At 73.7% G+C, this 26,478-nt stretch carries 25 protein-coding genes and 1 pseudogene; 16 read left to right on the top strand and 10 right to left on the bottom strand.

Features of this window, described 5'->3' with window-relative positions:
• Positions 1–11 precede the first annotated feature (11 nt).
• From ald to IE99_RS0101935, 3 genes are all read right to left on the bottom strand, one after another.
• On the bottom strand, positions 12–1,127 hold the full coding sequence (gene ald, locus IE99_RS0101945) for an alanine dehydrogenase (protein WP_030145130.1): 1,116 nt from the start codon (positions 1,125–1,127) through the stop codon (positions 12–14).
• Positions 1,128–1,245: 118 nt separating this feature from the next.
• Positions 1,246–2,418, bottom strand: coding sequence for a glycerate kinase (locus IE99_RS0101940; RefSeq protein ID WP_030145129.1), 1,173 nt, complete (start codon positions 2,416–2,418; stop codon positions 1,246–1,248).
• A gap of 123 nt (positions 2,419–2,541) precedes the next feature.
• The gene (locus IE99_RS0101935) at positions 2,542–3,987 is read right to left on the bottom strand and encodes an NCS2 family permease (RefSeq protein WP_030145128.1); all 1,446 of its coding nucleotides are present in this window, start codon (positions 3,985–3,987) and stop codon (positions 2,542–2,544) included.
• A 176-nt stretch (positions 3,988–4,163) separates the two neighbouring features.
• Between IE99_RS0101935 and IE99_RS0101930 the strand changes: the two are divergent.
• The 7 genes and pseudogenes from IE99_RS0101930 to IE99_RS0101900 all read left to right on the top strand — a co-directional run.
• Positions 4,164–4,532 (top strand): annotated as a pseudogene (locus IE99_RS0101930) (PucR family transcriptional regulator); the annotation flags it as partial.
• Between the two features lie 47 nt (positions 4,533–4,579).
• A complete protein-coding gene (locus IE99_RS0101925) occupies positions 4,580–5,878 on the top strand; it encodes a helix-turn-helix domain-containing protein (protein WP_030145126.1) in 1,299 nt (432 codons plus the stop codon).
• Between the two features lie 97 nt (positions 5,879–5,975).
• Positions 5,976–6,404, top strand: a complete 429-nt coding sequence (locus tag IE99_RS0101920) for a hypothetical protein (protein WP_030145125.1) — start codon at positions 5,976–5,978, stop codon at positions 6,402–6,404.
• Complete coding sequence (locus tag IE99_RS0101915) at positions 6,397–8,445, top strand: bifunctional copper resistance protein CopD/cytochrome c oxidase assembly protein (protein WP_037558446.1); 2,049 nt, start codon at positions 6,397–6,399, stop codon at positions 8,443–8,445. Before IE99_RS0101920 ends, IE99_RS0101915 begins: the two co-directional genes overlap by 8 nt.
• Before the next feature lie 52 nt (positions 8,446–8,497).
• On the top strand, positions 8,498–9,736 hold the full coding sequence (locus IE99_RS0101910; RefSeq protein ID WP_037558445.1) for a sensor histidine kinase: 1,239 nt from the start codon (positions 8,498–8,500) through the stop codon (positions 9,734–9,736).
• Positions 9,733–10,383 (top strand): response regulator transcription factor, encoded by a 651-nt coding sequence (locus IE99_RS0101905; RefSeq protein WP_030145122.1) that lies wholly within the window; start codon positions 9,733–9,735, stop codon positions 10,381–10,383. The genes IE99_RS0101910 and IE99_RS0101905 overlap by 4 nt, the downstream gene beginning before the upstream one ends.
• 82 nt (positions 10,384–10,465) lie before the next feature.
• Positions 10,466–11,563, top strand: a complete 1,098-nt coding sequence (locus tag IE99_RS0101900) for a baeRF3 domain-containing protein (protein WP_030145121.1) — start codon at positions 10,466–10,468, stop codon at positions 11,561–11,563.
• On the opposite strand, the gene IE99_RS0101895 is transcribed toward IE99_RS0101900, so the two are convergent.
• Complete coding sequence (locus IE99_RS0101895; protein WP_030145120.1) at positions 11,550–12,137, bottom strand: hypothetical protein; 588 nt, start codon at positions 12,135–12,137, stop codon at positions 11,550–11,552. The two genes, IE99_RS0101900 and IE99_RS0101895, sit on opposite strands and share 14 nt — an antisense overlap.
• A 20-nt stretch (positions 12,138–12,157) precedes the next feature.
• On the opposite strand from IE99_RS0101895, the gene IE99_RS0101890 reads away from it, so the two are divergent.
• Entirely contained in the window at positions 12,158–12,337 is a 180-nt protein-coding gene (locus IE99_RS0101890; protein WP_030145119.1) for a hypothetical protein, read from the top strand.
• A gap of 32 nt (positions 12,338–12,369) precedes the next feature.
• Here IE99_RS0101890 and IE99_RS0101885 read toward each other — a convergent pair whose 3' ends face one another.
• Positions 12,370–13,086 carry a metal-dependent hydrolase gene (locus IE99_RS0101885; protein WP_030145118.1) on the bottom strand — a complete coding sequence of 239 codons (717 nt, stop codon included), beginning with the start codon at positions 13,084–13,086 and terminating at the stop codon, positions 12,370–12,372.
• Between the two features lie 172 nt (positions 13,087–13,258).
• Between IE99_RS0101885 and IE99_RS0101880 the strand changes: the two genes are divergently transcribed.
• On the top strand, positions 13,259–14,530 hold the full coding sequence (locus IE99_RS0101880; protein WP_425423787.1) for an RNA-guided endonuclease InsQ/TnpB family protein: 1,272 nt from the start codon (positions 13,259–13,261) through the stop codon (positions 14,528–14,530).
• 79 nt (positions 14,531–14,609) lie between these two features.
• Here IE99_RS0101880 and IE99_RS0101875 read toward each other — a convergent pair whose 3' ends face one another.
• Positions 14,610–15,299, bottom strand: coding sequence for a ComEA family DNA-binding protein (locus tag IE99_RS0101875; RefSeq protein ID WP_030145116.1), 690 nt, complete (start codon positions 15,297–15,299; stop codon positions 14,610–14,612).
• 57 nt (positions 15,300–15,356) lie between these two features.
• The gene (gene map, locus IE99_RS0101870; protein ID WP_030145115.1) at positions 15,357–16,208 is read right to left on the bottom strand and encodes a type I methionyl aminopeptidase; all 852 of its coding nucleotides are present in this window, start codon (positions 16,206–16,208) and stop codon (positions 15,357–15,359) included.
• 72 nt (positions 16,209–16,280) lie between these two features.
• Between map and IE99_RS0101865 the strand changes: the two genes are divergently transcribed.
• Positions 16,281–16,466, top strand: coding sequence for a hypothetical protein (locus IE99_RS0101865; RefSeq protein ID WP_037558527.1), 186 nt, complete (start codon positions 16,281–16,283; stop codon positions 16,464–16,466).
• Positions 16,467–16,475: 9 nt separating this feature from the next.
• Here IE99_RS0101865 and IE99_RS0101860 read toward each other — a convergent pair whose 3' ends face one another.
• On the bottom strand, positions 16,476–17,045 hold the full coding sequence (locus IE99_RS0101860; protein ID WP_030145113.1) for a hypothetical protein: 570 nt from the start codon (positions 17,043–17,045) through the stop codon (positions 16,476–16,478).
• A 119-nt stretch (positions 17,046–17,164) separates the two neighbouring features.
• Here IE99_RS0101860 and npdG point away from each other — a divergent pair, with 119 nt between their 5' ends.
• The 3 genes from npdG (at position 17,165) to IE99_RS0101845 (ending at position 19,004) form a co-directional block, all read left to right on the top strand.
• Complete coding sequence (gene npdG / locus IE99_RS0101855; protein WP_030145112.1) at positions 17,165–17,857, top strand: NADPH-dependent F420 reductase; 693 nt, start codon at positions 17,165–17,167, stop codon at positions 17,855–17,857.
• Between the two features lie 99 nt (positions 17,858–17,956).
• Entirely contained in the window at positions 17,957–18,265 is a 309-nt protein-coding gene (locus tag IE99_RS0101850; RefSeq protein ID WP_157609964.1) for a hypothetical protein, read from the top strand.
• A gap of 13 nt (positions 18,266–18,278) precedes the next feature.
• Complete coding sequence (locus tag IE99_RS0101845) at positions 18,279–19,004, top strand: hypothetical protein (protein WP_030145110.1); 726 nt, start codon at positions 18,279–18,281, stop codon at positions 19,002–19,004.
• Here IE99_RS0101845 and panB read toward each other — a convergent pair whose 3' ends face one another.
• Positions 19,005–19,853 (bottom strand): 3-methyl-2-oxobutanoate hydroxymethyltransferase, encoded by an 849-nt coding sequence (panB, locus tag IE99_RS0101840; RefSeq protein ID WP_030145109.1) that lies wholly within the window; start codon positions 19,851–19,853, stop codon positions 19,005–19,007.
• Between the two features lie 217 nt (positions 19,854–20,070).
• On the opposite strand from panB, the gene IE99_RS0101835 reads away from it, so the two are divergent.
• The 3 genes from IE99_RS0101835 to IE99_RS0101825 all read left to right on the top strand — a co-directional run bounded on the left by IE99_RS0101835 (position 20,071) and on the right by IE99_RS0101825 (position 24,472).
• The gene (locus IE99_RS0101835) at positions 20,071–21,639 is read left to right on the top strand and encodes an MFS transporter (RefSeq protein ID WP_030145108.1); all 1,569 of its coding nucleotides are present in this window, start codon (positions 20,071–20,073) and stop codon (positions 21,637–21,639) included.
• Between the two features lie 15 nt (positions 21,640–21,654).
• A complete protein-coding gene (locus IE99_RS0101830) occupies positions 21,655–22,239 on the top strand; it encodes a TetR/AcrR family transcriptional regulator (RefSeq protein WP_030145107.1) in 585 nt (194 codons plus the stop codon).
• A 130-nt stretch (positions 22,240–22,369) separates the two neighbouring features.
• The gene (locus IE99_RS0101825) at positions 22,370–24,472 is read left to right on the top strand and encodes an ATP-binding SpoIIE family protein phosphatase (RefSeq protein WP_030145106.1); all 2,103 of its coding nucleotides are present in this window, start codon (positions 22,370–22,372) and stop codon (positions 24,470–24,472) included.
• A 224-nt stretch (positions 24,473–24,696) separates the two neighbouring features.
• Here the strand turns inward: IE99_RS0101825 and IE99_RS0101820 are convergent, their stop codons facing one another.
• Complete coding sequence (locus IE99_RS0101820; RefSeq protein ID WP_030145105.1) at positions 24,697–26,478, bottom strand: NAD+ synthase; 1,782 nt, start codon at positions 26,476–26,478, stop codon at positions 24,697–24,699.

Raw genomic sequence — 26,478 nt, 5'->3', positions numbered from 1 at the left:
AGCGGCCCGGCTCAGCCGAGGATCTCGGCGAGGGACGTGCCCGGCAGCCCGTGGGCCTCGGCGACCTGGGTGTGGACGACCTCGCCCGCGTGGGTGTTGAGGCCGCCCGCGAGCGCCGCGTCCTCGCGCAGGGCGCGCCGCCAGCCCTTGTCGGCGAGCGCGACCGCGTAGGGCAGGGTGACGCCGGTGAGCGCGTACGTCGAGGTGTTCGGGACGGAGCCCGGCATGTTCGCCACGCAGTAGAACACCGAGTCGCGCACGCGGTAGGTCGGGTCGTCGTGCGTGGTGGGGCGGGAGTCCTCGAAGCAGCCGCCCTGGTCGATCGCGATGTCGACGAGCACGGAACCGGCCTTCATCCCGGCGACCAGGTCGCTGCTGATCAGCTTGGGCGCGCGGGCGCCCGGGATCAGTACCGCCCCGATCACCAAATCGGCGGCACGGGCCTCGTGCTCGACCGTGTAGGCGCTGGACACGAGCGTCCGGATGCGGCCCCGGTAGATCGCGTCGATGTGGCGGAGCCGCTCGACGTGCACGTCCAGGACGGTGACCTCCGCGCCCATCCCGGCGGCGATCTGGGCCGCGTTCAGCCCCGCGACGCCGCCGCCGATCACGAGGACCTTCGCGGGCAGGACGCCCGGCACGCCGCCCGGCAGCACCCCTCGCCCGCCGTTGAACGCCATGAGGTTGTAGGCGCCGACCTGCGCCGCGAGCCGCCCGGCGACCTCCGACATGGGGGCGAGGAGCGGCAGCGACCCGTCCGGGAGCTGGACGGTCTCGTACGCGATCGCGGTCACGCCCGCCTCGAGCAGCGCGTCCGTGCAGGGACGGGACGCCGCCAGGTGCAGGTAGGTGAACAGGGTCTGGCCCTCGCGCATGCGGTGGTATTCGAGCTTGATGGGCTCCTTCACCTTGAGGATGAGGTCGCCCTCGGCCCACACCTCGTCCGGGCCGTCGAGGATCTTCGCCCCGGCCGCGGTGTAGTCGTCGTCCGGGATCGCCGACCCGAGGCCCGCGCCGCGCTCGACGAAAACCTCGTGGTCGTGGCGGGTCAGCTCGTGGACCCCCGCCGGGGTGATGGCCACGCGGTACTCGTGGTTCTTGATCTCTCGGGGTACGCCGATCTTCACGGGGTCCTCCGTCAACGCCGACCTGGATGATGTCCCCAGCGTGCGGCCGGTCACACCCGCGTGCCCATCTGCAGCGTGTAAAGGCATGGACGTCCATGCTGACGAGATGTAAAGCCGATCAGGGGCGGCGCGGCAGCCACTCGTCGGCGATCGCGACCGCCAGCTGCTCGAGCAGCGGCCCGGCGCGCCGGACGCGGCGCTCGGTGTCCGGCTCGAGGCCGTCCAGGGCGTAGGCGGCCTGGATGCGGGCCTTGCGGAGCTGCTCGCCGGTCAGCGCCCGCCGCCCCGTCACCGCGATCACGGGGGCGCCGGCGCGGGCGGCGGCCCGCGCCACCCCGGCGGGGGCGGCGCCGCGCAGCGACCGGGCGTCCAGCGTGCCGTCGCCCGTCACCACGAGGCGGGCGCCGCGCGCCCGCTCCGCGAATCCGAGCAGCCCGAGCAGCACGGACGGGCCCGGCTCGATCGTGGCGCCGAGGAACGCGAGGGCCGCGAACCCGACCCCGCCCGCGGTGCCCGCGCCGGGCAGGTCGCGGACCGCCGTGCGGGACGCCGCCTCGGCGAGATCGGCCCAGCGGCGCAGCCCGGCGTCCAGCATCCGGATCTCCTCGCGGGTCGCCCCCCGCGCGGGCCCGTGCGGCGGCCCGGTCGCGGCGGCGGCGCCGGTGCGGCCGAGCAGCGGCCCCGCCCCGTCGCCCGCGACCACCACCTGGACGTCCGACAGGTCCGGCAGGCCGCGCAGGTCGAGGGCGTGCAGCGAGCGCAGCGCCGCCCCGCCGGGCGGCAGTTCCTTGCCGAGCGCGTCCAGCAGCCGCCCGCCGAGCCCCCGGACCAGCCCGGCGCCGCCGTCCGCGCAGGCGCCGCCGCCGGGGGCCAGCACGATCCGGCGGGCGCCGAGCCGCACCGCGTGCGCGAGGAGCTGCCCGGTCCCGAGGCTGGACGCGGTGAGGGGGCGCGGCTTGCCGCCGGGCAGCCGGCGCATCCCGGACGCCTCGGCGAGCTCCACCACCGCGTGCCGGCCCCGCAGCGCCAGCCGCGCCGTGACCGGGCGCCCGGTCGGCCCGCAGACCTCCACCTCGACCTCCCGCCAGCCCGCGGCGACCGCGGCCTCGACGGTGCCGTCGCCGCCGTCCGGGACGGGCAGTTCGACCAGCGGCACGTCCGGCCGGACGCGGCGCAGCCCGGCCGAGAGATGGCGGGCCACCCCCGCCGCGGAGAGCGCCCCCGCGAACCGCCCCGGCGCGAGCAGCACGTGACCGGGCGGGGACGCGTCGGGGGGTGAGTCCGCGGACACCAGAGCCACGCCTTTCACTCCGGGGGTGAAGCCCTACCTTCTGCTTACGCCATGACGGCACTATTTGACACCCGGGACCGCGGTCGGGACTCTCGTTTCGGCGGAGATTCTCTCGGATCCGCGCTACTTCACGCCGAGCCAGAGCTCGATCGGGTAGATCGCGAAGAACAGCAGGAACAGCACCACCACGGGCCACAGCCAGACCGACACCTCGCGGAGCCGCCCCTTCGCCAACTTGATCACCGCGAACGAGACCAGCCCGGCCCCGATCCCGATCGTGATCGAGTAGGTGAACGGCATGAGCACGATCGCGAGGAACGACGGGATCGCGATGTCCAGGTCGTCCCAGTCGACCTTGGCGACCTGCGCCATCATCAGCGCGCCGACGACCACCAGGGCGGGCGCGGCGGCCTGCGCGGGCACGACCGCGGCGAGCGGAGTGAGGAACAGGGTCGCGGCGAACAGCGCGCCGGTCGCGATGTTGGCGAGGCCCGTCTTGGCGCCCTCGCCGACGCCCGCCGCCGACTCCACGAACACCGTGTTGGCGGACGAGCTGGTGATGCCGCCGAACGCGGCGGAGACGCCGTCCACCGACAGGATCCGGCCGAGCCGCGGCACCTGGCCGCGCTCGTCCAGCAGGCCGGCCTCGTCGGTGATCCCGAGGATCGTGCCCATCGCGTCGAAGAACCCGGACAGCACCAGCGTGAACAGCACGACCAGCGCGGTGATGAACCCGGCCCGGCCGAACCCGCCGAACAGGTCGACCTCGCCGAACAGCCCGAAGTCGGGCGCGGCGAACAGCTTGTCGGGCATGTCGGGCGTGACGATGCCCCAGCCGTTCTTCGGCACGGACGCGTTCGCCTCGATGAGCACCGCGCCGGCCGTCCCGGCGACGATGCCGATCAGGATCGCGCCCGGCACCCGCCGCACGTACAGGACGATCATCAGCAGCAGGGTCAGGGCGAACACCAGCGACGGCCAGGTCGCGAGGTGGCCGCCGGTGCCGAGCGCCAGCGGCGGGGCGGTCTCGCTGGAGGAGACGAAACCGGCGTCGTACAGGCCGACCAGCGCGATGAACGCGCCGATGCCGACCGCGATCGCGTGCTTGAGCGCGAGCGGGATCGAGTTCATGATCCGCTCCCGGATCCCGGTGAGCGCGAGCAATACGATGACGAGGCCCTCGATCACCACCAGGCCCATCGCCTGCGGCCAGGTCATCACCGGCGCGGCCTGGAACGCCACCACCGCGTTGATGCCGAGGCCCGCCGCCAGCGCGAGCGGTGCGTTGCCGACCAGGCCCATCAGCACCGTGGCGACCGCGGCCGACAGCGCGGTCATCGTGGTGAGCTGCGGAATCGACAGCGTCGCGCCGGTGACGTCCTTCGCCCCGCCGAGGATGATCGGGTTCAGCAGGATGATGTAGGCCATCGCGAAGAACGTGGTGACGCCGCCGCGCAGCTCCCGCGCGACCGTCGTGCCGCGGCCGGAGAGGTCGAAGAGCCGGTCCAGCGGCCCCCGGCCGCCTCCCGGCGGGGAATCGGCGGTCGTGGCGGTGGTGGAGTCGGACATGGCGGGGCGCTCCGCTTCAAGCTGCGTTTTTCGAAAGAGGCGAGCACAGGCTAGCCGCCCGGCGCGCCGGCCCGGCGACCGGGCGGCGCGTTTCCCAAAGTGAGACCGGGCGGGCGCTGCGTGACGGGAACGGTCCGCTATAGCCTGCCCTGGTGCGAATGCGAGACTCGGTGGACGCGGCCGCGCCGGGGGAGCGGGCGGAGCCCGGCCCGGAGCCCCGCGGCGAACGCGGCGCGGACTCGTACGCGCGGCTGCTCGCCTCCGTCCCCGAGGGGACGCGCTCGTCCTTCCGCGCGCGGCTGCTCGGCCCGCTGGAGGAGTACGACCGCAGCCGCCAGGCCGAACTCCTCCACACGCTGGAGGTCTTCCTCACCTGCTCGGGCTCCTGGAACCGGACGGCGACCAGGCTGCACGTCCATGTCAACACGCTTCGGTACCGGATCCGCCGAATCGAGGCCCTGACGGGACGCGACCTCGGCACACTGGAGGACCGAGTCGACTTCTTCCTCGCCCTGCGCGCGACGCGTCCGGCGAGCACCCTGTAGGCGGTCACATGGAAGATCGGGGTCACACGATGGAGCGGGGTCAGACCATGGATCGGGAGACGCTGGGGCAGCGGATCCGCGCGCTGCGGATCCGGCAGGGCGTGAGCCAGGCCCAGCTCGCCTTCCCCGAGCTCTCCGACAGCTACATCTCGCTGATCGAAAGCGACAAGCGGGTGCCCGCGCCGAGCGTGGTCGACCTGCTCGCCGCGAAGCTCAACTGCTCGGCCACGTACCTGGTCAGCGGTGTCAGCGAGGACGTCGTGGACGAGCTGCGCGTCACCCTCGACTACGCCGAGATCGCCCTGCGCAACGGCGCGGCGGCGGAGGCGCGGGCCCGGTTCGCGGAGGTGCTCGCCAACGCGGACGCCGTCGCGCTGCCCGACATGCTGCACCAGGCCCGGTGGGGGCACGCCCTCGCGCTGGAGGCGGCCGGCGAGCTGGAGGCCGCGATCGCCGGGCTGCGGGAGCTCACCGACGAGGCGTCCGCCGAGTCCGACCTCGACCACTGGGCGGGGGTGCACGTCGCGCTCGCCCGCTGCCTGCGCGAGCGCGGCGACATCAGCGCGGGCGTGGAGACCGCCGAGAACGCGCTGCGGCACCTGACCGCGACCGGTGCCGACGCGACCGGCGCGGCCGTCCGGCTGGGCGCGGCGCTGCTCGCCGCGTTCATCGAGCGGGGCGACCTGGTGCGGGCCGGGCAGCTCGCCGGGCAGCTGGTGGAGCGGGCCGAGCGGATCGGCGCGCCCGGCGTCCGGATGACCGCCTACTGGGAGGCCGCCTATGTCGCCGAGGTCCGCGGCGAGTACGAGGAGGGCGTGCTGCTCGCCGAGCGGGCGCTGATGCTGGCGGGCGACGGCGACGACCCGCGCGACCTCAACCGGCTCCGCGTCACCTACGCCGGGCTGCTGCTGCGGGCCCGGCCGGGGCAGGCCGCCCGCGCCCGCGACCTGCTGACCCGCGTCCGGGCCGAGATCAACGCGGGCGCCGCGGCGGAGATCGACGTCGCCTGGTGCCTGACGGAGCTGGCCCGCGCCGAGACCGTCCTCGGCCGCCCGGCGGAGGCGGTCGCGCTCGCCGAGGAGGCCCTGGAGCTGCTCGGGGACGCGCCGCGCCGGGCCGCTGCCGGGGCGCTGACCGTGCTGGGCGAGGCGTGCGTGCGGCTCGGCCGCCGCGAGCGGGCGGTGGAGGTGCTCACCCGGGCCGCGACGTGCCTGGAGGAGATGGAGTCGTCCCGCGAGGCCGCGCAGGCATGGTTCGACCTCGCCGAGATCCTCGGCGAGGCGGGCCTGGACGAGGAGCCCCGGATGGCCGCCTACCGCCGCGCCCTGACGTGCGTCGGGGTGTGACCGGCCGCGCCGGACTTCGCGACCCCGGACGTGGCAGCGGCGGGGCGTCAGTAGGGTAGGAGCGCCCCCCTGACGTCCACTGGAAAGTCCGTCGACCATGAGCATCCGCACCGCCCGGCCGCTGCACCGCCTCGCCGCCGTCGCCGCCCTCACCACCGTCTTCGGCACGGCGGTCGGCGCCGCCGCCGTCGCCCCGGCGCTCGCCGGCACCGCGCAGGTGAGCACCGTCCCGGCCGCCGACCCGTCCGCCGAGCCGACCGCGGGCGGCGGCCCGGTGTCCGACCAGCAGACCGGCGACGCCGCCACCAAGGACGAGCAGCCCCTCCCGCAGGACGTCAAGGACGCCGAGGAGAAGGACGAGTCCGGCTCCGGCATGATCGTCTGGATCCTCGTCGGCGCCGGCGCCCTGGTCGGCATCGGCATCGGCGTCGCGATCGTGCTGCGCGCCAAGCGCAGGGCGCGGCCGTCCGCCGCCCGCCCGGCCGGCGAGCCGGAGACCGCGAAGGCGTCCGGCAGCGGTGAGTGAGGGCAGCCGCGGCGTCGGGCGGGCCGCCGCGATCGCGGCGGCCGCGGCGCTGACCGTCCTGGTGGCCGGTCTCGTCCTCGGCGGATCGGTCAACGAGCAGGTCGTCCCCGGGCTCGCGCTCGGCGACGCCGGCGCCGTCACGCGCTGGGGCCTGCCGGTCTCCCGGGCGGTCGCGCATCTCGCGTCCGCCCTGACGGTCGGCGCGCTCCTGGCCGCCGCCGCGCTGCTGCCCCTCACCGGCGGCGGCCGGGGCCGGGACGCCGGCCTCGGCCCGGACGCGATCGGCTACGTCCGGGCCGCGTCCTGGTGCGCCGCCGCCTGGGCCGCCGCCGCCGCGGCCACCCTCGTCTTCACCGTCGCGGACCTTCTCGGCAAGCCCGTCGGGGAGGTCGTCACCGGCAACGAGCTGAGCGGCTACGTCGGGACGCTGCCGCAGGGCACCGCCATGATGATCGTGGTGCTGCTGGCCGTCGTCGTCGCGCTGCTCGCCCGCACCACCGAGTCGCCCGCCGGCGCCCTCGGGCTGCTGGCGCTCGCCGGGATCGCGCTGCTGCCGCCCTCGCTCACCGGGCACGCCGCGTCCGAGGGCAACCACGCCGTCGCCGTCACGGCCGTGGCCCTGCACGTGGCCGCGGTCGCCCCGTGGGTCGGCGGGCTCGCGCTCACCGGCGCGCACGCGCTGCTGCGCCGCGACCGGCTCCCCGTCATGGCGGAGCGGTTCAGCCGGATGGCCCTGTGGTGCTTCGTCATCGTCGGCGCCAGCGGCATCGCCAACGTCATCGTCCAGCTGCCCGACCCGGCCGAGCTGGTCGGCACGGAGTACGGGCGGCTGGCGCTGGGCAAGATCGTCCTGTTCGCGGTGCTCGGCTGGTTCGGCTGGTGGCACCGGGGCCGGACGCTCACCGACCTCGCCGACGGCCGCCCCCGCGCGTTCGCCCGGTTCGCCACCGCCGAGGCGGCGGTCATGGCCGCCGCGACCGGCCTCGCGGTCGCGCTGGCCCGGACCGGGCCGCCCCCGCCCACCGAGTCGGAGACGGCCGTGCGGGCGCTGCTCGGCTTCGACATGCCGCCGCCCGTCACCCCCGGCCGGCTCGCGTCCCTGTGGACGTTCGACCTCTTCTTCGCGGTCCTGGCGCTCGCCCTCGGCGGCCTCTACCTGGCCGCCGTGGTCCGGCTGCGGCGGCGCGGCGACTCCTGGTCGCTCGTCCGCACGGCGTTCTGGTTCACCGGCGTGCTGTCCCTCGTGATCGTCACGCAGACGGGCGTCGCCCGGTACGCGCCTGTCCTGTTCAGCGTGCACATGGCGCAGCACATGGTGCTGAACATGCTGACGCCGATCTTCCTGGTCGTCGGTGCGCCGCTGACGCTCGCGCTGCGGGCCCTGAAGCCCGTCCGGGTCCGCGGCGACCGCGGCCCCCGCGAATGGCTGACGGCGGCGCTGCACAGCCGGTACGCCGCGTTCATGGGCCATCCCGCGATCGCGACGATCCTGTTCGTGGCGAGCACGTTCGTCCTGTACTTCACGTCGCTGTTCGAGGCCGCGATGCGCAACCACCTGGGGCACATCGCGATGACGGTGCACTTCCTCGCGGCGGGCGGCCTGTTCTTCTGGGTGCTGCTCGGCGTCGACCCGGCGCCGCACCGGCTGCCCTACCCCGCACGCCTCCTGCTGCTGTTCGTCACGATGCCCTTCCACGCGTTCTTCGGCATCGCGATCATGAACCTCGGTGAGCCACTCGCCGCCGGCTGGTACACCGCGGTCGACCCGCCCTGGGGCACCACGATCCTCAAGGACCAGCACACCGGCGGCGCCCTCGCCTGGGGCTTCGGCGAGATACCGACGTTCATCGTCCTGCTCGTCCTCGCGTTCCAGTGGTACTTCGACGACCGGCGGCGGGCCCGCCGGCTGGACCGCCGCGCCGACCGCGCCGCGCGCGGCGAGGGCCGTCCCGAGGACGACGATCTCGCCGTCTACAACGCCCGCCTGGCCAAACTCGCCGAGCGGGACGCGCGGGAGCGGCGCGGCGGCCCGCGGTCCTGAGGTCCCCCACGCGGGGGAGGGGCGCGATGCCCCGTTCTGCGAGGATCGGGGGGTGACCTTCCTCCTCCGGCCGCTGGTCGACCGGACGACCTGGCGACGCTGGTCCCACCTGGTGGTGGGCGGCGCGCTGCTGATGCCGTACTGGTTCCTGTCGATGGCGCTGACGCCCCTGCTGCCGATCGGCGGCGGGGTGTGGGTGCTCGGCGCGGTCGCGATGCTGCTCGTCCCCGCGGTGGCGACGTTCGTGACCGGGCTCGTCCCGACGGCGCGGCTGCTGCAGGGCTCCCTCGCCCGCGAACTGCTCGGCGGACGCGCCGAGGCGCTCGTCCCCGCGCCCGCCCACTCGTGGGAGAGCCGGCTTCGCTCGGGCGCCTGGTTCGCGCTGCACCTCGGCGTCGGCGTGGTCGTGAGCGGCGTCAGCCTGGCGGTGCCGCCGTTCGCCGTCGTCCTCATCTGCGCGCCGTTCGTGTCCTGGGACGAGACGTTCCTCAAGCCCTGGAACTGGCCTCCGGAGGTGAGCCAGGGATTCGCGCCCGCCGCCGGCTTCGCGTCGCTGGCCGCGCTGCTCGCGCTGATCGTCGGCGCGGGCGCGCTGCTGGCCCGGCTCGCCCCGGTGTTCCTCGGGCCGTCCGCGGGCGAGCGGCTCGCCGACGTGGAGGCGCGGGCCGTCCGGCTCGCGCAGCGCAACCGGCTGGCCCGCGAGCTGCACGACTCGGTCGGCCACGCGCTCAGCGTCGTGACCCTCCAGGCCGCCGCCGCCGGCCGGGTCCTCGACGCCGACCCGGCGTTCGCGCGGGAGGCGCTGGGCGCGATCGAGGAGTCGGCCCGCGCCGCGCTCGCCGACCTCGACCACGTCCTCGGACTGCTGCGGGACGACCCGTCCCGGACGGCTCCGCAGCCCACCCTCGCCGACCTGGACCGGCTGCTGGACCAGACGCGCATCGCCGGGGTCCGCCTGGACGCCCGGGTCGCGCCGGAGGTAGGGCGGGTCCCGGCGGCGGTGTCGCGGGAGGCGTACCGGATCGTCCAGGAGGGCCTGACGAACGCGCTCCGGCACGCCGGGAAGGTGCCGGTGCGGCTGCGGCTCGGCGTGTCCGGGGGGCGCCTGGAGATGGAGGTCAGCAACCCCCTCGCCGCCCGTGCCGGCGAGGCGTCCGGGCTGGTCGGCGGCGGCCGGGGGCTCGACGGCATCCGCGAGCGCGTCCTCGTGCTGCGCGGCGCCATGTCCGCCGGCCCCGACGGCGATACCTGGCGCGTCGTGGTGTCCCTCCCGCTAGGGTCCGGAATATGACGATCAAGGTGCTGCTGGTGGACGACGAGCGCCTCATCCGGGCCGGGCTCGCCGCGATCATCAATGCGGAGCCGGACCTCGCCGTGGTGGGCGAGGCCGCCGACGGCGCCGAGGTGCCGGACGCGGTCGCGCGGCTGCACCCGGACGTCGTCCTCATGGACGTGCGGATGCCGCGGCTCGACGGCATCCAGGCCACCCGGCACCTGCTGTCCGCGCTGCCGGAACCGCCCCGGATCATCGTCGTCACCACGTTCGAGAACGACGAGTACGTCTATGAGGCCCTCAAGGCGGGCGCGCACGGCTTCCTGCTGAAGCGGACGCGCCCGGAGGAGATCATGCAGGCCATCCGGCTGGTGGCGGGCGGCGACAGCCTGCTGTTCCCGGCCGCGATCCGGGCGCTCGCCGCCGAGTACGGCGCGTCCGGCGGGCGGGGCGCCCCCTGGCACGGGCGGCTCACCGAGCGGGAGGCGGACGTCCTGCGCCTCATGGCCAAGGGGCATTCGAACGCGGAGATCGCCGGGGAGCTGTTCGTCAGCCCGCAGACGGTCAAGACCCATGTCGGGAACATCCTCGCCAAGCTCCAGGCCCGCGACCGGACCCAGGCGGTGATCCTCGCCTACGAGACCGCCTTCATCACCCCTGCCTGATCCGGGCCGACGACTTACATGTCGTTTACCTGCGGCTATGTAGACAGGAAGGCGGACGAGAAAGCACACCGATCGGGGGAACATGGACGCAGTCACGCTGTCCGAGCTGCGCAAGCCGCGAACCTATCCGGCGGTGTCGGTGCTGATGCCGACGCACCGGGCCGAGCCCGGGAACCGCGAGGACCCCATCCGGCTCCGCAACCTGCTCTCGACCGTCCGTCGGCGCCTCAGCGAGGACCCCCTCGTCCCGCCGGACACCGCGGAGAACGTCGTCCGGGGGCTGGAGGCCGCGGCGGCGGAGGCCGACCTGCGGCACCCGTCGGACGGGCTCGTGCTGTTCGCCGCGCCGGGCGGCGAGCACCACGCCTACACGGTCGGGCAGCATGTGGACGAGCGCGTCATCGTGGACTCCGGGTTCGCGACCCGCGACCTCGTCGCCGACTTCACCCGCACCCCGCGCTACTGGCTGCTGTCGCTGTCGGACCAGCAGTCCCGGCTGTGGGACGGGCACGGGCCGGAGCTGTCCGAGCACACCGGCGGCGGGTTCCCGATCGCGCCGGAGCCCGTCGACGAGACCGCGACCGGACGCCAGTCCCGCCGCGGCGCGCAGGGCGGCGAGGGCGAGCGGTACCGGCGGACGATGCGGGAGATCGTCGCGGCCCTCGACCGGGTCCTGGCCGCCGACCGCCGGCCCGTGGTCGTCGCCGGGGTCACCCGGCACCAGGCGTTCTTCGACGAGCTGGCCGGGCCGCAGATCACGATCGCGGGCCGGGTGGACGGCAGCTACGAGGGGGCGACTCCGGGCGCGCTGGCGGAGGCGGTCCGGCCCGCGCTGGCGGCCTACGAGGACCTCCGCGAGGTCGCCGTCCTCGCCGAACTGGAGGCGGCGCGCGGCATCCAGCGGTACGCGTGCGGCCTGGTGGAGGTGACCGGTCTCGCCGAGCAGGGCCGCGGCGAGCACCTCGTGGTGGAGCGCGGCTACTACGCGCCCGCCGTGAAGGGCGACGGCCACCTCGTCCCCGTGGACGGCATGCCGGGCGTCCTGCACGGCGCGGACGTCGTCGACGACGCCGTCGACAACGTCATCGAGACCGTGCTGGAGTACGGCGGCGAGGTGACCTTCGTGTCGGACGGCTTCCTCATCGACCACGACCGCATCGCACTGGTCACGCGCTTCTAGCCGCAGGCAGGGTCGTCCAGGCCACCCACCGGAGTGCCCCGGCACGGCCCTGCTCGGGCACCCACCCGGCCGGGCGCGCGGGCCACGTGGCGGCGGCGGGCGTCCCGCCCGGCCACGGCACCACGGCCGTGCACACCCCGGGCGGCACGCTCCGGACGCCGGTGAACTCGATGCGGGTCCACCACACCGGGTACAGCAGCATGGTTTTGACGCGCCAGTCGAGCGACGCGTCCGCGATCATTCCGCCGGTCGTCGGCCCGGAGACGGGCGGGACGGGCCGGACGCGTTCGGGTGCCGGGCCCATCGCGAACGCCAGCGCGGCCGTGTTGACGGCGGCCAGCCCGGCGGCGAGCACGAGCCCCCGGCGCGGCAGCCGCGCCAACAGGAGGAACGCGGCGAGCAGCCCGGCCGCCGCCGTGGACGCGGCCGCCAAGTGCAGCGCCGTCCGGTCGCCGGTGAGGAACGACGTCTCCGGGAAGTCGAAGGCGATGAACGCGTGGCTGCGCAGCCGGTCGCCCGCGTACGTAGCGACCCACACCCCCGTCCCGCAGAGCAGGACGACCGACCCCAGCACGCATCGCGCCGCGCGCCGCCGTGCTCACCGTCGCGGGCTGCGTGGTGCGGCCGACCGGCGGCTCGACGCTGGTCGTCGACGTGACCGGCGAGCGGAAGGACTGGACGCGGACGGCCCTGGCCCAGGTCGCCTGCACGGCGGAGGCGCTGCCCGGCGTCCGGCGGGTCGTGGTGCGCGGGAACCGCGTCCCCGGCCGCTGAGCTGTGCGGAATTCGACGATCTGCGGCCGTGATCAGCCTTTGGTGAGCCAGGTCGTGGTGACGTCGCCGAGCACGGACCGGACGGCGAGGATGGCGATCCCGAGGCTGAGCACCGGCATGACGATCCAGCGCTCGACCTTCCCGTCGGTCCGCGGGATGACCGGGACGCTGGTCCGCCATTTCATCGGCCAGAACACGGGGCACCCCCGGGGCGTGAGGCAGTCGCCGGCGACGTGGGCGAGGCAGCCGAGCCCGATCGCGAACCCCACGAAGCTCATGTCGAGGTCGTGCATCAGCCAGACGGCGATGAGCGCGAGCGCGCAGTCGGCGAGGGCCGACTGGGGCTCCTTGCCCTCGAAGTCGAGGCCGACGCCCCGCAGCCCCAAGCCGACGATCATGAAGAGGCAGGCCCACCAGGCGTACACGACATGGGTCGCGAGCAGGTCCATGGCCAGGGCGATGCCGATGGCGAACAGGATCGAGTGGGTCGCCTGCCGATGCCCGCCCGACAGCTTGCAGACCCACTTGCACATGTGCTTGGTGATCGGGCCGAAGGTGTTCGCGATGCGGCCGTTGTGGTGGTCGATGTCCGGCAGGATCGCCGCGCCCGCGGTGACGACCGCGCCCGCCGCGATCTGCTCCACGGACAGGTCCACCGCGAACTCGCCGATCAGCCGCTCCTGCGCGATCACCGGTACCGCGGCCAGCCACGCGAGCGCGCCGCTGAGCGCGTGCGTCCGTCCCATCATCAGACTATTTCCTTCCGTGGATACCCCTGCCTGCAGGCAGGGGAGGAAACGGAACTCCTGCGGAGCAGGTCAGGGTGGCCGGTTCGCCGGCCGGGGCGGACCGGCGGTGTATCTTGGGAAACCAGGTCCCGGGTCGAACAGGTGTGCTATCTTGCCGGGTGTGACCAGGCGTGTGCAGCGGGCGTTCAAGTGCCGCTTCTACCCGACCCGGGAGCAGGCGGATCTGCTGAACCGGACGTTCGGGTGTGTGCGCAAGGTCTACAACCTGGCCCTGGAAGCCCGCAGCATGGCGTGGTCTCAGCACCAAGAGCGGGTGGGTTACAACGCCACCAGCGCGATGCTGACCGCGTGGAAGAAGACCGAGGACCTGGCCTTCCTCAACGAGGTCTCCTGCGTGCCGCTGCAGCAGACGCTGCGGCACTTGCAGGCCGCGTTCACCGCGTTCTTCGACAAGCGCGCCCGCTACCCGCGGTTCAAGTCCAAGCGCAAGTCGCGGGCGTCGGCGGAGTTCACCCCCTCGGCGTTCCGGTGGAGGGAGGGGCGGCTCACGCTGGCGAAGATGGCCGAGCCGCTGGACATCGTGTGGTCGCGGCCGCTGCCCGGCGGGCAGGCCCCGTCCACGGTGACGGTGTCGCGCGACAGCGCGGGCCGCTGGTGGGTGTCCCTGCTCTGCCAGGACACCATCGAACCCTTCCCCGCGACCGGGAACGCGGTCGGTATCGACGCCGGCCTGAACCACCTGGTGACGCTGCCGACCGGGGAGAAGGTGACCAACCCCCGGCACGAACGCGCCGACCGGGAACGGCTCGCCCGCGCGCAGCGGAATCTGGCGCGTAAGGAGAAGGGGTCGGCGAACCGGGCCAAGGCCCGCCTCAAGGTGGCTCGCATCCATGCCCGGATCGCCGACCGGCGCCGGGATCACCTGCATAAACTGTCGACTCGGCTCGTGCGTGAGAACCAAACGCTCGTGATCGAGGACCTGCCCGTCGGCAACATGGTCAAGAACCACTCGCTGGCCCGCTCGATCAGTGACGCGGCCTGGCGGGAGCTGCGGAGGATGCTGGAGTACAAGGCCGGCTGGTACGGCCGGGACCTGGTGGTGATCGACCGCTGGTTCCCCTCGTCCAAGACCTGCTCGGCGTGCGGCGCGCTCGCTGAGGAGATGCCGCTGAACGTACGCGCGTGGACGTGCCGGTGCGGCGCCGTCCACGACCGTGACGTGAACGCGGCGCGCAACATTCTGGCCGCCGGGCTGGCGGTGTCCGCCTGCGGAGCCGGTGTAAGACCTCAACGGGACTCCTCCCGGACGGGGCGGTCGGCGGTGAAACAGGAACACCCGAGGGCGACCAAGGGAATCCCCGCCCTTGAGGGCAGGGAGGATGTCAAGCGCGGTTCCGCCCTTCCGGAGCGATCGGCCGAAATGATCGCATCGCCGGGACTCTAGCCCGCAAATGATCGTTTTCAGAGAAGACGCGCCGATGCGGGTGTTGTGTCCTTTTGACGGGGAAGAGGTGGTGTTCGGTTCAGCGGATGAACACGGCGTGGTCGGCGATGTCGGAGGTCAGCGCGGGCGGCAGCCCGGCCAGCGCGGACAGCTCCTCGGGCGACACGAAACCGCCCGTCTCCGCGCGCACCCGCTCGATCCGCAGCGCCAGCTCGGGCGTGATGCCGGGCAGCAGCGTGAGCGCCTCCGCCGGCGCGTGGTTCACGTCGACGAGGCCGCCGTCGTTGTACTCGCGCGGCAGGTCGGGCCGTCCGATCCGGAGCTCCCTGGCGAGCCTCGGATCGGACGCGGCGAGCTCGCGGGCCTTGTCGCGCAGCAGCCGCTGCCGCCGCACCCGCTCCACCACGGCGTCGTTGTCGACGCCCGACAGGCCGTGCGGGTCGAAGACGCGGCGGCGGATGAGGAACGCGTGGCCGCACCCGATGACCGCGAGGATGAACAGCAGGATCCCGACCGTGCCCTCGGTGCCGTCCCGCTCCCCGATGCCGGGCAGCAGGTACAGCACCCCCGCGAAGACCCCGATGTAGGCGGCGGCCGACACCAGCAGGTGCGCGCTGCGCCGCCACAACGCGGCCGCCGCGAACGTGAAGGGGGTGGCGTAGCCGAGCGTGAGGAACGGCAGCGCCGCCCAGGTCACGCTCAGCGCCGCCCGGCCGGGCGGCATGCTGTCGGAGGGGACCCTCGGCTCGTACGGCGCCGGCGCGTTCATATCCAGCGACTCTCCCGGCAGGTGTAGGGCGAATCGGGCTCTAGATCGGCATCGTGCTCACGGCAGGGTGAGGATCTCATGGCCGTCGTCCGTCACCAGGATCGTGTGCTCGAACTGGGCCGTCCGCCTGCGGTCCTTGGTGACGACCGTCCAGCCGTCGTCCCACATGTCGTACTCGTGCGTGCCGAGCGTCAGCATCGGCTCGATCGTGAACGTCATCCCCGGCTCGATGACCGTGGTCGCGTTCGGGTCGTCGTAGTGCGGCACGACCAGGCCCGAGTGGAACGTCGTCCCGATCCCGTGGCCGGTGAAGTCGCGCACCACCCCGTACCCGAACCGCTTCGCGTACGACTCGATGACGCGGCCCACCACGTTCAGCGCCCGGCCTGGCTTCACCGCGCGGATGCCCCGATCCATCGCCTCGCGGGTGCGCTCCACCAGCAGCCGCGACTCCTCGTCGACGTCCCCGCACAGGAACGTCGCGTCGGTGTCGCCGTGCACACCGCCGATGAACGCGGTGATGTCGACGTTGACGATGTCGCCGTCCCGCAGCACCGTGTCGTCCGGGATGCCGTGGCAGATCACCTCGTTGATCGAGGTGCACAGCGACTTCGGATAGCCCCGGTACCCCAGCGTGGACGGGTAGGCGTCGTGGTCGAGGAGGAACTCGTGCCCGATCCGGTCGAGCTCGTCCGTCGTGATCCCGGGACGGACGTGCGACCCCACCTCCCGGAGCGCCTGTCCGGCGATCCGTCCCGCCACCCGCATCAGCTCGATGGTCTCCGGGGACTTCACGTCGGGTTCGCCCGTCTTCGGACGCTTCTTCCCGACGTACTCCGGGCGCGGGATGTGGGCGGGAACCTTCCGCGTGGGGGAGATGTTGCCGGGCCGGAGGAGCTGGGTCGTCATGGTGGAAGAGTGTAGTCAGCGGGATCGGGGCACGACCCCCTCGTGACCCGGCGATCGAAAGGAGTGCCGGTGGTGGACAGCGGCTCACAGGGCGGCGGCGACTGGTGGTTCTGCCTCAAGCACATGAAGGCCGAGCACGGCGCGGGCTGCCCGAACAAGGACCGGATGGGCCCCTACGGCTCGCAGGCCGACGCGTCGGACGCGCTGGCCCTGGCGCGCGAGCGCAACGAGGCGTGGCGGGCGCAGGACGCGGACTGAGGCCCCCGCTCAGTCGGTCACGGCGGGGCCGCTGACCGCGTCCAGGAAGCGCGCGAGGCGGGCCCGCAGGCCGCGCCGGGACGAGCCCGGCTCCGCCCCCGCGGCGGCGCTCACCAGGTGCTGCGCGCCGTCGAACGACACCAGCGGCTCGTCCGGCGGGACGCTCAGCGCCTCGTGCGCCAGCCCCCGCAGCTCCCGGTCGCCGGACTCCAGCGCCAGGACGGTCGCGCCGACCCGGCGCGCGTCGTCCACCCGCTCCAGCAGCGGGGCGGGCGCCCCCTCCTCGGCGACCACGAACAGCGTCTCGCCGCGCGCCGCCGCCTCCAGCCGCTCCAGCCCGACCCGCAGGTGCGGCGGCCCGCCCGGCGGCGGCGACCAGCGCACCAGCGTCGGCGCGAGGCCCGGCGCGCCGCCGAGCCGGCTCTCGTCGTCCAGATGGGCGGCCAGATGCCAGGGGTCGCCCGCGGGCGTCCCGACCAGCAGCAGCCCGCCGGGGGTGCGGGACGTCGCGCGCAGCGCCCGGCCGAACGCGTCGGTCCGCTCCAGCCAGCCGGTGGCCGCGAGCACCTCGCGCAACATCGTGATCTGCTCGGCCTGCACGCCCCCATGGTGCCGCACGCCCGGCCCCGCGCATGCGCGTTCCGGCGGGACGGGGCCGGTCGGCAGGGCGCCGACACCGGCCTGGCAGACTCGGCGGCATGACCGAACAGCAGAAGACCCCCTACGACCTGCCGGACGTGAGCGGCCTCACCATCGGCATCCTCGGCGGCACCGGTGACCAGGGCAAGGGCCTCGCCCGCCGGTTCGCGCTGGCCGGCCACCGCGTCGTCATCGGGTCGCGGAAGGCGGACCGGGCGCAGGAGGCGGCCGCGGACCTCGGCGCCGGCCTGCCGGTGTCCGGGGCGGAGAACCCCGTGGCCGCGAGCGGCGCCGACGTCGTCGTCGTCGCCGTGCCGTGGGACGGCCACAAGGCCACCCTGGAGTCGCTGCGGGCCGAGCTCGCCGGGAAGATCGTCGTGGACTGCGTCAACCCGCTCGGCTTCGAGAAGGGCAAGGGCGCCTTCGCGCTGACGGTCGAGGAGGGCAGCGCCGCCCAGCAGGCCGCCGCCGTCCTGCCGGACAGCCGGGTCGTCGCCGCGTTCCACCACGTGTCCGCGAAGCTGCTGCTCGACCCCGAGGTCGACGCGATGGAGCTGGACGTCCTCGTCCTCGGCGACGACCGCGAGGCGACCGACCTCGTCCAGGCGCTCGCCGGCCGCATCCCCGGCATGCGCGGCGTCTACGGCGGCCGCCTGCACAACGCCCACCAGGTCGAGGCTTTCACCGCGAACCTCATCTCGATGAACCGCCGCTACAAGGCGCACGCCGGTATTCGGATCACGGATGTCTAGGAGCCTCACGGACGGGTGAGGGATTTCTCCGCCGCGCGCGGAGCGGTGGCCGCCTCCGGCGCGTCCGATTAGGATCGGAAGCCGACAGGGCAGGTGAAGATGAGACAGATCCGATCCGCCGATCCGTGGAGCAGTTTCCTGCGGCCCCCGGGCCGGTCCGAGGACGGGCACCGGGCCCGTCCGGACATCTCCGTCCAGGCCGCGTCCGGTGCCGAGGACGCGTGCCGTCGTGTCCTCGGGCGGCTGCGCGACGCGCGGTCCCCGCTGTCGCTGGAGCAGCTCAGGCGCGGCACCCGGCTGGGCCTGCTCGAGGTCGCCGACGCCGTCGAGACCCTGCGCGACCGCGGGCTGGTCCGGGTCGAGCGGGAGGTCGACGAGATCGTCCGGCTGGCGGACGGCCCGGCGTGACGAGCGGCACCGGATGATCGGGTACCTGGTCACGGTCTCGCTGAGCTGCCTCGTCGGCATCGCCGAGCTGGTCAGCCGCTACCGCGACCGTCCGACCACGCTGGTGCGGGTGCCGAGCACCTGGGCGTACGTGCTGATCAACGGTGGCGCGGGCGCCGGGTCGCTGCTCATGCTGCACACGTTCGACTGGAGGTTCGGCGTCCAGTCGAAGGACGTGGTGGCAGCGACGCAGGTGCTCGTCGCGAGCCTCGGCTCGATGATGGTGTTCCGCAGCGCGATCTTCACCGTCCGGGTCGGCGACGAGGACGTCGCGGTCGGCCCCAGCACGCTGCTGACGTCGCTGCTGGCCGCCGCCGACCGGGGCGTCGACCGGATGCAGGCCAAGACCCGCGCCCACGAGGCGGGCGAGATCATGCGGGGCGTGTCGTTCGCGAAGTCGCGCCTCGCCCTGCCGACCTACTGCCTCGGCCTGCTCCAGAACGTCTCCGCCGAGGACCAGGCCGACCTCCGCACGGCCGTCGACGCCCTGGCGGGCAGCGAGATGACCGACGGCCAGATGGCGCTGAACCTCGGCCTGCTCCTGATGAACGTGGCGGGACCGGACGTCCTGCGCTCGGCCGTCGACACCCTCCGCGACGAGATCACCGCCGACGGCCGCCCGCGCGGCGTCCCCGCGCCCCGCAACGGCCGGACGGGCGAGCCCGCTCCCGAGCTCGCCCGCGCCGACCCGGACAGGTGATCAGCGGTAGGAGTGCTCCGGCGCGGGGTAGACGCCGCCGGCGACCTCTTCGGCGAACCGGCGGGCCGCGTCGCCGAGCTGGGTGTCGAGGTCGGCGTACTTCTTGACGAACTTGGCGACGTGCGGGGTGAGGCCCGCCATGTCCTGCCAGACGAGGACCTGCGCGTCCGTCCCGCTGCCGGCGCCGATGCCGATCGTGGGGATCGACAGTGACGCGGTGACGCGGGCGGCGAGGTCCTCCGGGACGCATTCGAGGACGACGGCGAAGGCGCCGGCGGCCTCGAGGGCCTTGGCGTCCGCCATCAGCTCGTCGCCGGCCTGGCCGCGGCCCTGCACGCGGTAGCCGCCGAAGACGTTCACCGACTGCGGGGTGAGGCCGAGGTGGCCCATCACCGGGATGCCGGCCGCGACCATCGCCTCGGCCTGCGGCAGGACGCGGCGCCCGCCCTCGAGCTTGACGGCGTGGGCGCCGGTCTCCTTGAGGAAGCGGGTCGCGGTGCGCAGGCCCTCCTCCACGCTCGCCTGGTAGGAGCCGAACGGGAGGTCGGCGACGACCATGGCGCGCTTGGAGCCGCGGACGACGGCGGCGGTGAGCGGGATGAGGTCGTCGACCGTCACGGGGATCGTGGAGTCGTAGCCGTAGACGACCATCGCGGCGGAGTCGCCGACGAGCAGGACCGGGATCCCGGCCTGGTCGAGGACGCGCGCGGTGGTGGCGTCGTACGCGGTGAGCATGGGCCACTTCTCGCGCCGCTCCTTGGCGGCGGCGATGTCGCGCACGGTGACGCGCCGTCCTCCCGTACCGCCGTAGAGTGCGGTCGGCTGTGCGGACGCGGCTGATGAAGTCATGCGAACCTCCGGTCTCGAGGCGCCACGGCGGCGTACCCGGACGGATCCGATGGTGCCACTTCCGGAACGATTCGGATACCCCCGGCGATTCCCGATCTCGGGGCCGGACGCGGCAGGGGGGTATTTACGAAACGATACGGTTGCGTATCGCTTAACCCGGCTCTACGCTGATTTACGAAACGTTCCCGTATCGCACGACATTCCCCCGAGGAGCTCCGTGCACCCACAGACCATCCACCGCCGCCGCTGGTACATCCTCGGCGTGCTGACCATGAGCCTGCTCGTCGTCGTGCTCGACAACACGATCCTCAACGTGGCGCTCAAGACGATCGCCGACCCGGAGCAGGGGCTGGGCGCGACGCAGAGCGAGCTGGAGTGGTCGATCAACTCCTACACGCTCGTGTTCGCCGGGCTGCTGTTCACCTTCGGCGTCATCGGCGACCGGTTCGGCCGCAAGCGCGTCCTCGTCGGCGGCATGGCGGTGTTCGCCGCCGCCTCGCTCGCCTCCGCCTACTCGCAGACCCCCGAGCAGCTGATCTGGGCCCGCGCCCTGATGGGCCTCGGCGGCGCGGCGATCATGCCGCAGACGCTGTCGATCATCACGAACGTGTTCGAGCCGCAGGAGCGCCCCCGCGCCATCGGCATCTGGGCGGGCGCCGTCGGCATCGCCGTCGCCGTCGGCCCCATCACCGGCGGGCTGCTGCTCGCCCACTTCTGGTGGGGCTCCGTCTTCCTGATCAACGTCCCGATCATCACCGCCGGGATCGTCCTGATGGTGCGGCTCGTCCCCGAGTCCCGCAACCCCGCGCCCGGACGGCTGGACCCCGCCGGCGTCCTGCTGTCGATCGCCGGCCTCATCGCCCTGTCCTACGGGATCATCCGGGGCGGGGAGACGGGCGACTGGGCGGCCCCCGTCGTCCTCGGATCCATCGCGGGCGGGATCGCCCTGCTGGCCCTGTTCGCCTGGCACGAGGCCCGCACCGACTCCCCGGCGTTCGACGTCCGGCTGTTCCGGGACCCACGGATGTCGGCGTCCGTGGCCGCCATCGCCCTCTGCTTCTTCGCCGCCGCCGGCGTGTTCTTCTTCACCAACTTCTACATGCAGTCCGTCCGGGACCTGTCCGCGCTGGCGTCCGGCGCGATGCTGCTGCCGTTCGCGGCGGCCCAGCTGCTGTTCTCGCCGCGCAGCGCCGCGATGGTGCGCCGGTTCGGCGCCAAGGCCGTCTGCACCACCGGGCTGCTGCTCGTGTGCGCCGCGCTCGCCGGGTACCGGTTCGTCGGCACCGACACCCCGCTGTGGGTGCTCGGCGTGATCTTCTTCGTGCAGGGCGCCGGGATGGCCAACGTCATGCCGCCCGCCACCGAGGCGGTCATGTCCGCGCTGCCCCGCGAGAAGGCCGGCGCCGGGTCGGCGATCAACAACACCGCCCGTCAGGTCGCGGTCGCGATGGGCGTCGCGGTGCTCGGTTCCGTCATCGCCTCGATCTACCGGGACGAGCTGCACGGCCGCCTCGCCGCCCTGCCCGCCGGCGCCCGCGAGGCCGCCGGCGAGTCCATCGCGGGGGCGCACGCCGTCGCGGACCGGATGGGCGCCGCCGGGCCCGCCCTCGCCCGCGCCGCCGACACCGCGTTCGTGCACGCCATGCACACCGCGTCGGTCGCCGCCGCGGTCGTCGCTTTCCTCGGAGCCATGGTCGTCCTGAAGTGGATGCCCGGCCGTACCGGGCCCCTCGCCGGGGCGGCGCCCGCCGCGGAGCCCGCGGCGCAGGAGACCGCGAAGGTATGAGACCGTGACCCTGCCATGACCAGAGCGACGGCCCGCACGCCCGGGCGCCCCCGCAGCGAGCGGGCCGAGAAGGCGATCATCGAGGCGACGCTGGACCTGCTCGCCGCCGAGTCCGGGGTCGCGGGCGTCTCGATCGAGGCGGTCGCGGCGCGGGCCGGCGTCGGCAAGACCACCATCTACCGCCGCTGGCCCAACAAGGAGGGCCTGATCGTCGAGGCGCTCGCCGCCGTGAAGACGCCGCTGCACGACCCGGCCGGCGCGTCCGTCCGCGACGACCTCCTCGCGATCGCGCGGACGATGCGGGACGAGCGCGGCCGGAAGCACGCGCGGTGCTTCTGGAACGTCGTCGGCGGCGCCGAGAAGCACCCCGAGCTGTACGCGCGCTACCGCCAGGTCGTCATCGAGCCGCGCCGCGCGGTGATCCGCGCAGTGCTGCGGCGCGGGATCGAGCGCGGCGAGGTCCGCGCCGACCTGGACGTCGACGTCGCGATCTCGATGATCGTCGGCTCGCTGGCCACCAAGACGCCCATGGAAGAGCTGCCGGACGGCTACGCCGACACCGTCGTGGACACCCTGTTGCGCGGGATCGCCACCGAATGAAACGGACATCGTCCGCCAAGTCAGACGGTAAGTGCGATCTTCTCTCCCGGATCACGGGCGATGCCCCATACTGTCGCTGGGAGTGGGAGGACGACCGGCTGTTCTGGGAGCGCGTCAGGTGAGATCCGTGATGGCGCCGCAAGGCGATGCGCCGGCCACCGATTCCGCGGCCCGCCTGCTCGTCGTGGGCGTGGACGCGGCGGGGCTGATCGTCCAGTGCGGGCCCAACGTGTGGACCGTCCTCGGCCGCGAGCCGCGGGAGCTCATCGGCGGCCCCGCCGCCGGCCTCGTCGTGGACGAGGCCAAGGCCGAGCTCGAGACCCTCCTCGAGGCGTTCGCCGCCGGGCAGGAGCGCACCGCCGTGCTCGCCGTCGCCCGCGGCGGCGGCCGCGCCCCCTGCGACGCCGTCGTGACCGCCCAGCCCATGGTCGGCGGCACCGGCGCCGCCGCCGGGCTGCTGTTCGTCCGGGTGGCGCTGCCGCCGAGCGAGCGCTACCAGGACCCGGCCCTCATGCGCCGCGCCCTCATGGACGACCCGCTCACCCGGTTCGGCGCCTCCCTCGACCTCGACCAGACCGCCCGCGGCCTCGTCGACGTGGTCGTGCCGCACTACTGCACCGCCGCGTCCGTCCTCGTGCTGGAGAGCCTCGTCGCCGCCGACGAGGTCCACACCGAGTCCGGCGGCGCGGTGCTGCGCCGCCTCGCCGTCACCTCCGACGACGGCGACCCCATGTGGACCGCGACGTTCCCGGTCGGCGAGGTCCTCGTCTACCCGGAGGGCACCCCCTACCGCGAAGTGCTGGAGACGGCGCGTCCGGTCCACCTGCCGCACGTCGACGGCGGCGCCGCCGGCGACATCGCGAGCCGCTGGCGCCGCGGCCCCGCGGGCGACCTGCTCAGCGACGTGTCGATGGTGCTGCTGCCGCTCATCGCCCACGACACCCTTCTCGGCTTCATCGCCTGCACCCGCATCCCCGGCTTCCGGCGCTTCGACGCCTACGACGTCGAGATCGGCATGGAGTTCGCCTCCCGCGCCGCGATCGTCATCGACAACGCCCGCCGCTTCAGCCGCGAGCGCGCGACCGCGCTCGCCCTCCAGCGCAGCCTGCTGCCGAACCGCCTGACCGCGCCGTCCCCGGTCGAGGTCAGGCACCGCTACCTGCCGGGCAGCAAGCTCGTCGAGGTCGGCGGCGACTGGTACGAGTCGATCGCCCTGCCCGGCGCCCGCGTCGCCCTCATCGTCGGCGACGTCGCCGGCCACGGCGTCAAGGCCGCCGTCACCATGGGCCGCCTGCGCACCGCGCTGCACACGCTGGCCAACCTCGAGCTGCCGCCCGCCGACGCGCTGCACGTCATGCACGAGCTGATGATCGAGCTCGGCGAGCAGGAGCCCCACTTCGCCACGTGCGTCTACGCCGTGTACGACGCCACGTCCGGCACGATCGAGATCGCGTCCGCGGGCCATCTCCCGCCGCTGCTGGTCGGTCCCGCCGGAGACGGCGGCTACCTGGAGATCCCGCCCGCCCCGCCGCTCGGCGTCGCGGGCGGCGCCTCGATCGAGAGCCGGGAGTTCAGCGTCGAGGACGGCAGCGTCTTCGTCATCTACACCGACGGCCTCGTCGAGAACCGCGGCCGCGACATCGACGACGGCCTGGAGCGCCTGCGCGGGATCTTCGGCGCCGACATCGCCACCCGGCCCATGGAGGACATGGCCAAGGCCACCCTCGCGGGGGTCTACGGCGACCACCACCGCGACGACATCGCCGTCCTCATCGCGCGCCTGCGCCGCCTGCCCGACGACCGCTGCGCCTCGTGGGCGCTGCCGTCGGAGCCGGCGGCCGTCCGCCGCGCCCGCGGCCTCGTCCGCGCCCGCCTGGCCGAGTGGGGCCTGGACGACCTGGCCTACACCACCGAGCTGCTGGCGTCGGAGCTCATCACGAACGCCCTCCGCTACGCGCCCGGCGGCGTGGAGCTGCGACTCCTCCTGGAGCGCACGCTCGTCTGCGAGGTCCTGGACCGCTCCGCCGCCCTCCCGCGCCTCCGCCACGCCGCGGACGACGACGAGAACGGCCGGGGGCTCTTCGTGGTGAGCCAGCTCGCCCACCGCTGGGGCACCCGCCGCACCGCCGCGGGCAAGGTCGTCTGGTGCGAGCAGACCATCCCCGGCGTCGACCCCGACCCCGCCGCCGAGACGGAGTCCAACTGGCCGGGGGAGTCGCACCACCGGGGATGACGCTGTGTCGATGTGCAGTCCCCTTGGCGTCAGGCGCTGAGCGCCTTCCTTCTACGGGCACTGCGTGCGATCGCTGCATCGCTCCGGCTCGCCCAGGGGCTCGCTGCGCGATCGGATTCTTGCTCCGCTCGAATCCGGCTTCGCTCGCGATCGCGACGGTTCCGGTCGTTGACGGCTGGGACGTCGGCCCAAGCCGGGGGCATGCCTTGCGGCGTGCTTCGGGACTATTCCCGCCAGGCGTTCGTGATGGGGACGCGGCGGTCCCGGCCGAAGTTCTTCGGGGTGATCTTGGGGCCCGGGGGGTACTGGCGGCGCTTGTACTCGGCCAGGTCGACCAGGCGGATCACGCGCTCGACCAGGGCGGGGTCGTGGCCCGCGGCGATGAGGGCGTCGTGGCCCCGGTCGCGCTCCACGTAGTCGGTGAGGAGCGGGTCCAGGACGGAGTAGGGCGGGAGCGAGTCGCTGTCGCGCTGGCCGGGGCGGAGCTCGGCCGATGGCTCCTTGGTGATGATCTCCTCGGGGATCGGCTCGCGGTCGAACGGGTGCAGGAAGGGCAGGTCCGCGCCGACCTGGGCGTTCCGCCAGCGGGCGAGGTTCCAGACCATCGTCTTCGTGACGTCCTTGATGGGGCCGAAGCCGCCCGCGGAGTCGCCGTAGAGGGTGGAGTAGCCGGTGGCCAGCTCGCTCTTGTTGCCGCCGGTGAGGACGAGGTGGCCCTCCTCGTTGGAGAGCGCCATCCAGACGTTGGCGCGGACGCGGGCCTGGAGGTTCTCGGCGGCGAGGCCGTGCAGGTCGAGGTGCGCCTCGAACGCGTCGACCATGGGGCCGATGGGGACGACTCGGGACGCGACGCCCTGGCGCTTGACGAGCTCCTCGGCGTCGGTGACCGAGCCTTCCGAGGAGTAGCGGCTCGGAAGCATCACGACGTGGACGTTCTCGGGGCCGATCGCGTCCGAGGCGATGGTCGTGACGAGCGCGGAGTCGATGCCGCCGGACAGGCCGAGGATGACCGAGCGGAAGCCGTTCTTGCGGACGTAGTCGCGGGTGCCGAGGACCAGGGCCGCGTACACGCCGGCGAGGTCGTCCAGGGGTTCGGCGACGGCCTGGGGGGCGACCGCGTAGGCGGGCACCGGGTCGGCGGAGAGGGTGTGGCGGTCGATCGTGATCGTGGTGCCGTCGAGCGCGTCGACGGGGGTGCGGCCGGGGCCGGTCGCGGGGTCGGCGGCGGGCAGGGCCAGGTCGGCGACGAGGAGGTGCTCGGCGAACTGGGGCGCGCGGGCGAGGACGGAGCCGTCCGGGCCGACGATGAGGGAGTCGCCGTCGAAGACGAGCTCGTCCTGGCCGCCGACCATGTTGACGTAGGCGAGGGCGCAGCCGGCCTCGCGGGCGCGCTCGGCGCACAGGGCGAGGCGGACGTCGTCCTTCTCGCACTCGTACGGGGACGCGTTCAGGACGAGCAGCAGGCCCGCGCCCGCGGTTCCCGTGACGCTGACGGGCCCGCCGTCCTGCCAGAGGTCCTCGCAGACGGCGGTGGCGACGTCGACCCCGTGCAGGCGGACGACGGGGAGCCGGTCGCCGCGGACGAAGATCCGGTACTCGTCGAACACCCCGTAGTTGGGCAGGTGGTGCTTCGCGGAGCGCACCACGACCTCGCCGCCGTGCAGCCACGCGGCGGCGTTCAGCGGGGATCCGGCGGGCTGGCCGGAGCGGACGAGGCCGACCGTGCGGCGGTCGAGGTGGCCGGTGACGACCGCGATGCCGCCGAGTCCCTCGTCGGCGAGGCGCCGGGCGGTGTCCTCCAGGGCGCGCTGGGACGCCTGGACGAACGACGCGCGCAGCGCCAGGTCCTCGACCGGGTAGCCGGTCAGCATCATCTCGGGGAAGGCGACGAGGTGCGCGCCGGCGTCGGCGGCCCGCCTCGTCCATTCCACGATGAGGTCGGCGTTGCCGGCGAGGTCGCCGACGGTCGGGTCCACCTGCGCGAGAGCGATCCTGAGCTGTGCCAC

It is taken from the genome of Spirillospora albida, from assembly GCF_000718255.1.
Taxonomy (GTDB): Bacteria; Actinomycetota; Actinomycetes; order Streptosporangiales; family Streptosporangiaceae; genus Spirillospora; species Spirillospora albida.
This window is presented reverse-complemented; position numbering and strand designations above follow the sequence as displayed.

Coding starts and splice junctions, on each gene's coding strand:
- IE99_RS0101850 (WP_157609964.1), top strand. CDS start 17,957: ATGAGACAGATCCGATCCGCCGATCCGTGGAGCAGTTTCCTGCGGCCC.
- map (WP_030145115.1), bottom strand. CDS start 16,208: ATGACGACCCAGCTCCTCCGGCCCGGCAACATCTCCCCCACGCGGAAG.
- panB (WP_030145109.1), bottom strand. CDS start 19,853: ATGACTTCATCAGCCGCGTCCGCACAGCCGACCGCACTCTACGGCGGT.
- IE99_RS0101935 (WP_030145128.1), bottom strand. CDS start 3,987: ATGTCCGACTCCACCACCGCCACGACCGCCGATTCCCCGCCGGGAGGC.
- IE99_RS0101825 (WP_030145106.1), top strand. CDS start 22,370: ATGGCGCCGCAAGGCGATGCGCCGGCCACCGATTCCGCGGCCCGCCTG.
- IE99_RS0101900 (WP_030145121.1), top strand. CDS start 10,466: ATGGACGCAGTCACGCTGTCCGAGCTGCGCAAGCCGCGAACCTATCCG.
- IE99_RS0101885 (WP_030145118.1), bottom strand. CDS start 13,086: ATGATGGGACGGACGCACGCGCTCAGCGGCGCGCTCGCGTGGCTGGCC.
- IE99_RS0101860 (WP_030145113.1), bottom strand. CDS start 17,045: ATGTTGCGCGAGGTGCTCGCGGCCACCGGCTGGCTGGAGCGGACCGAC.
- IE99_RS0101905 (WP_030145122.1), top strand. CDS start 9,733: ATGACGATCAAGGTGCTGCTGGTGGACGACGAGCGCCTCATCCGGGCC.
- IE99_RS0101925 (WP_030145126.1), top strand. CDS start 4,580: ATGGATCGGGAGACGCTGGGGCAGCGGATCCGCGCGCTGCGGATCCGG.
- IE99_RS0101830 (WP_030145107.1), top strand. CDS start 21,655: ATGACCAGAGCGACGGCCCGCACGCCCGGGCGCCCCCGCAGCGAGCGG.
- IE99_RS0101920 (WP_030145125.1), top strand. CDS start 5,976: ATGAGCATCCGCACCGCCCGGCCGCTGCACCGCCTCGCCGCCGTCGCC.
- IE99_RS0101845 (WP_030145110.1), top strand. CDS start 18,279: ATGATCGGGTACCTGGTCACGGTCTCGCTGAGCTGCCTCGTCGGCATC.
- npdG (WP_030145112.1), top strand. CDS start 17,165: ATGACCGAACAGCAGAAGACCCCCTACGACCTGCCGGACGTGAGCGGC.
- IE99_RS0101875 (WP_030145116.1), bottom strand. CDS start 15,299: ATGAACGCGCCGGCGCCGTACGAGCCGAGGGTCCCCTCCGACAGCATG.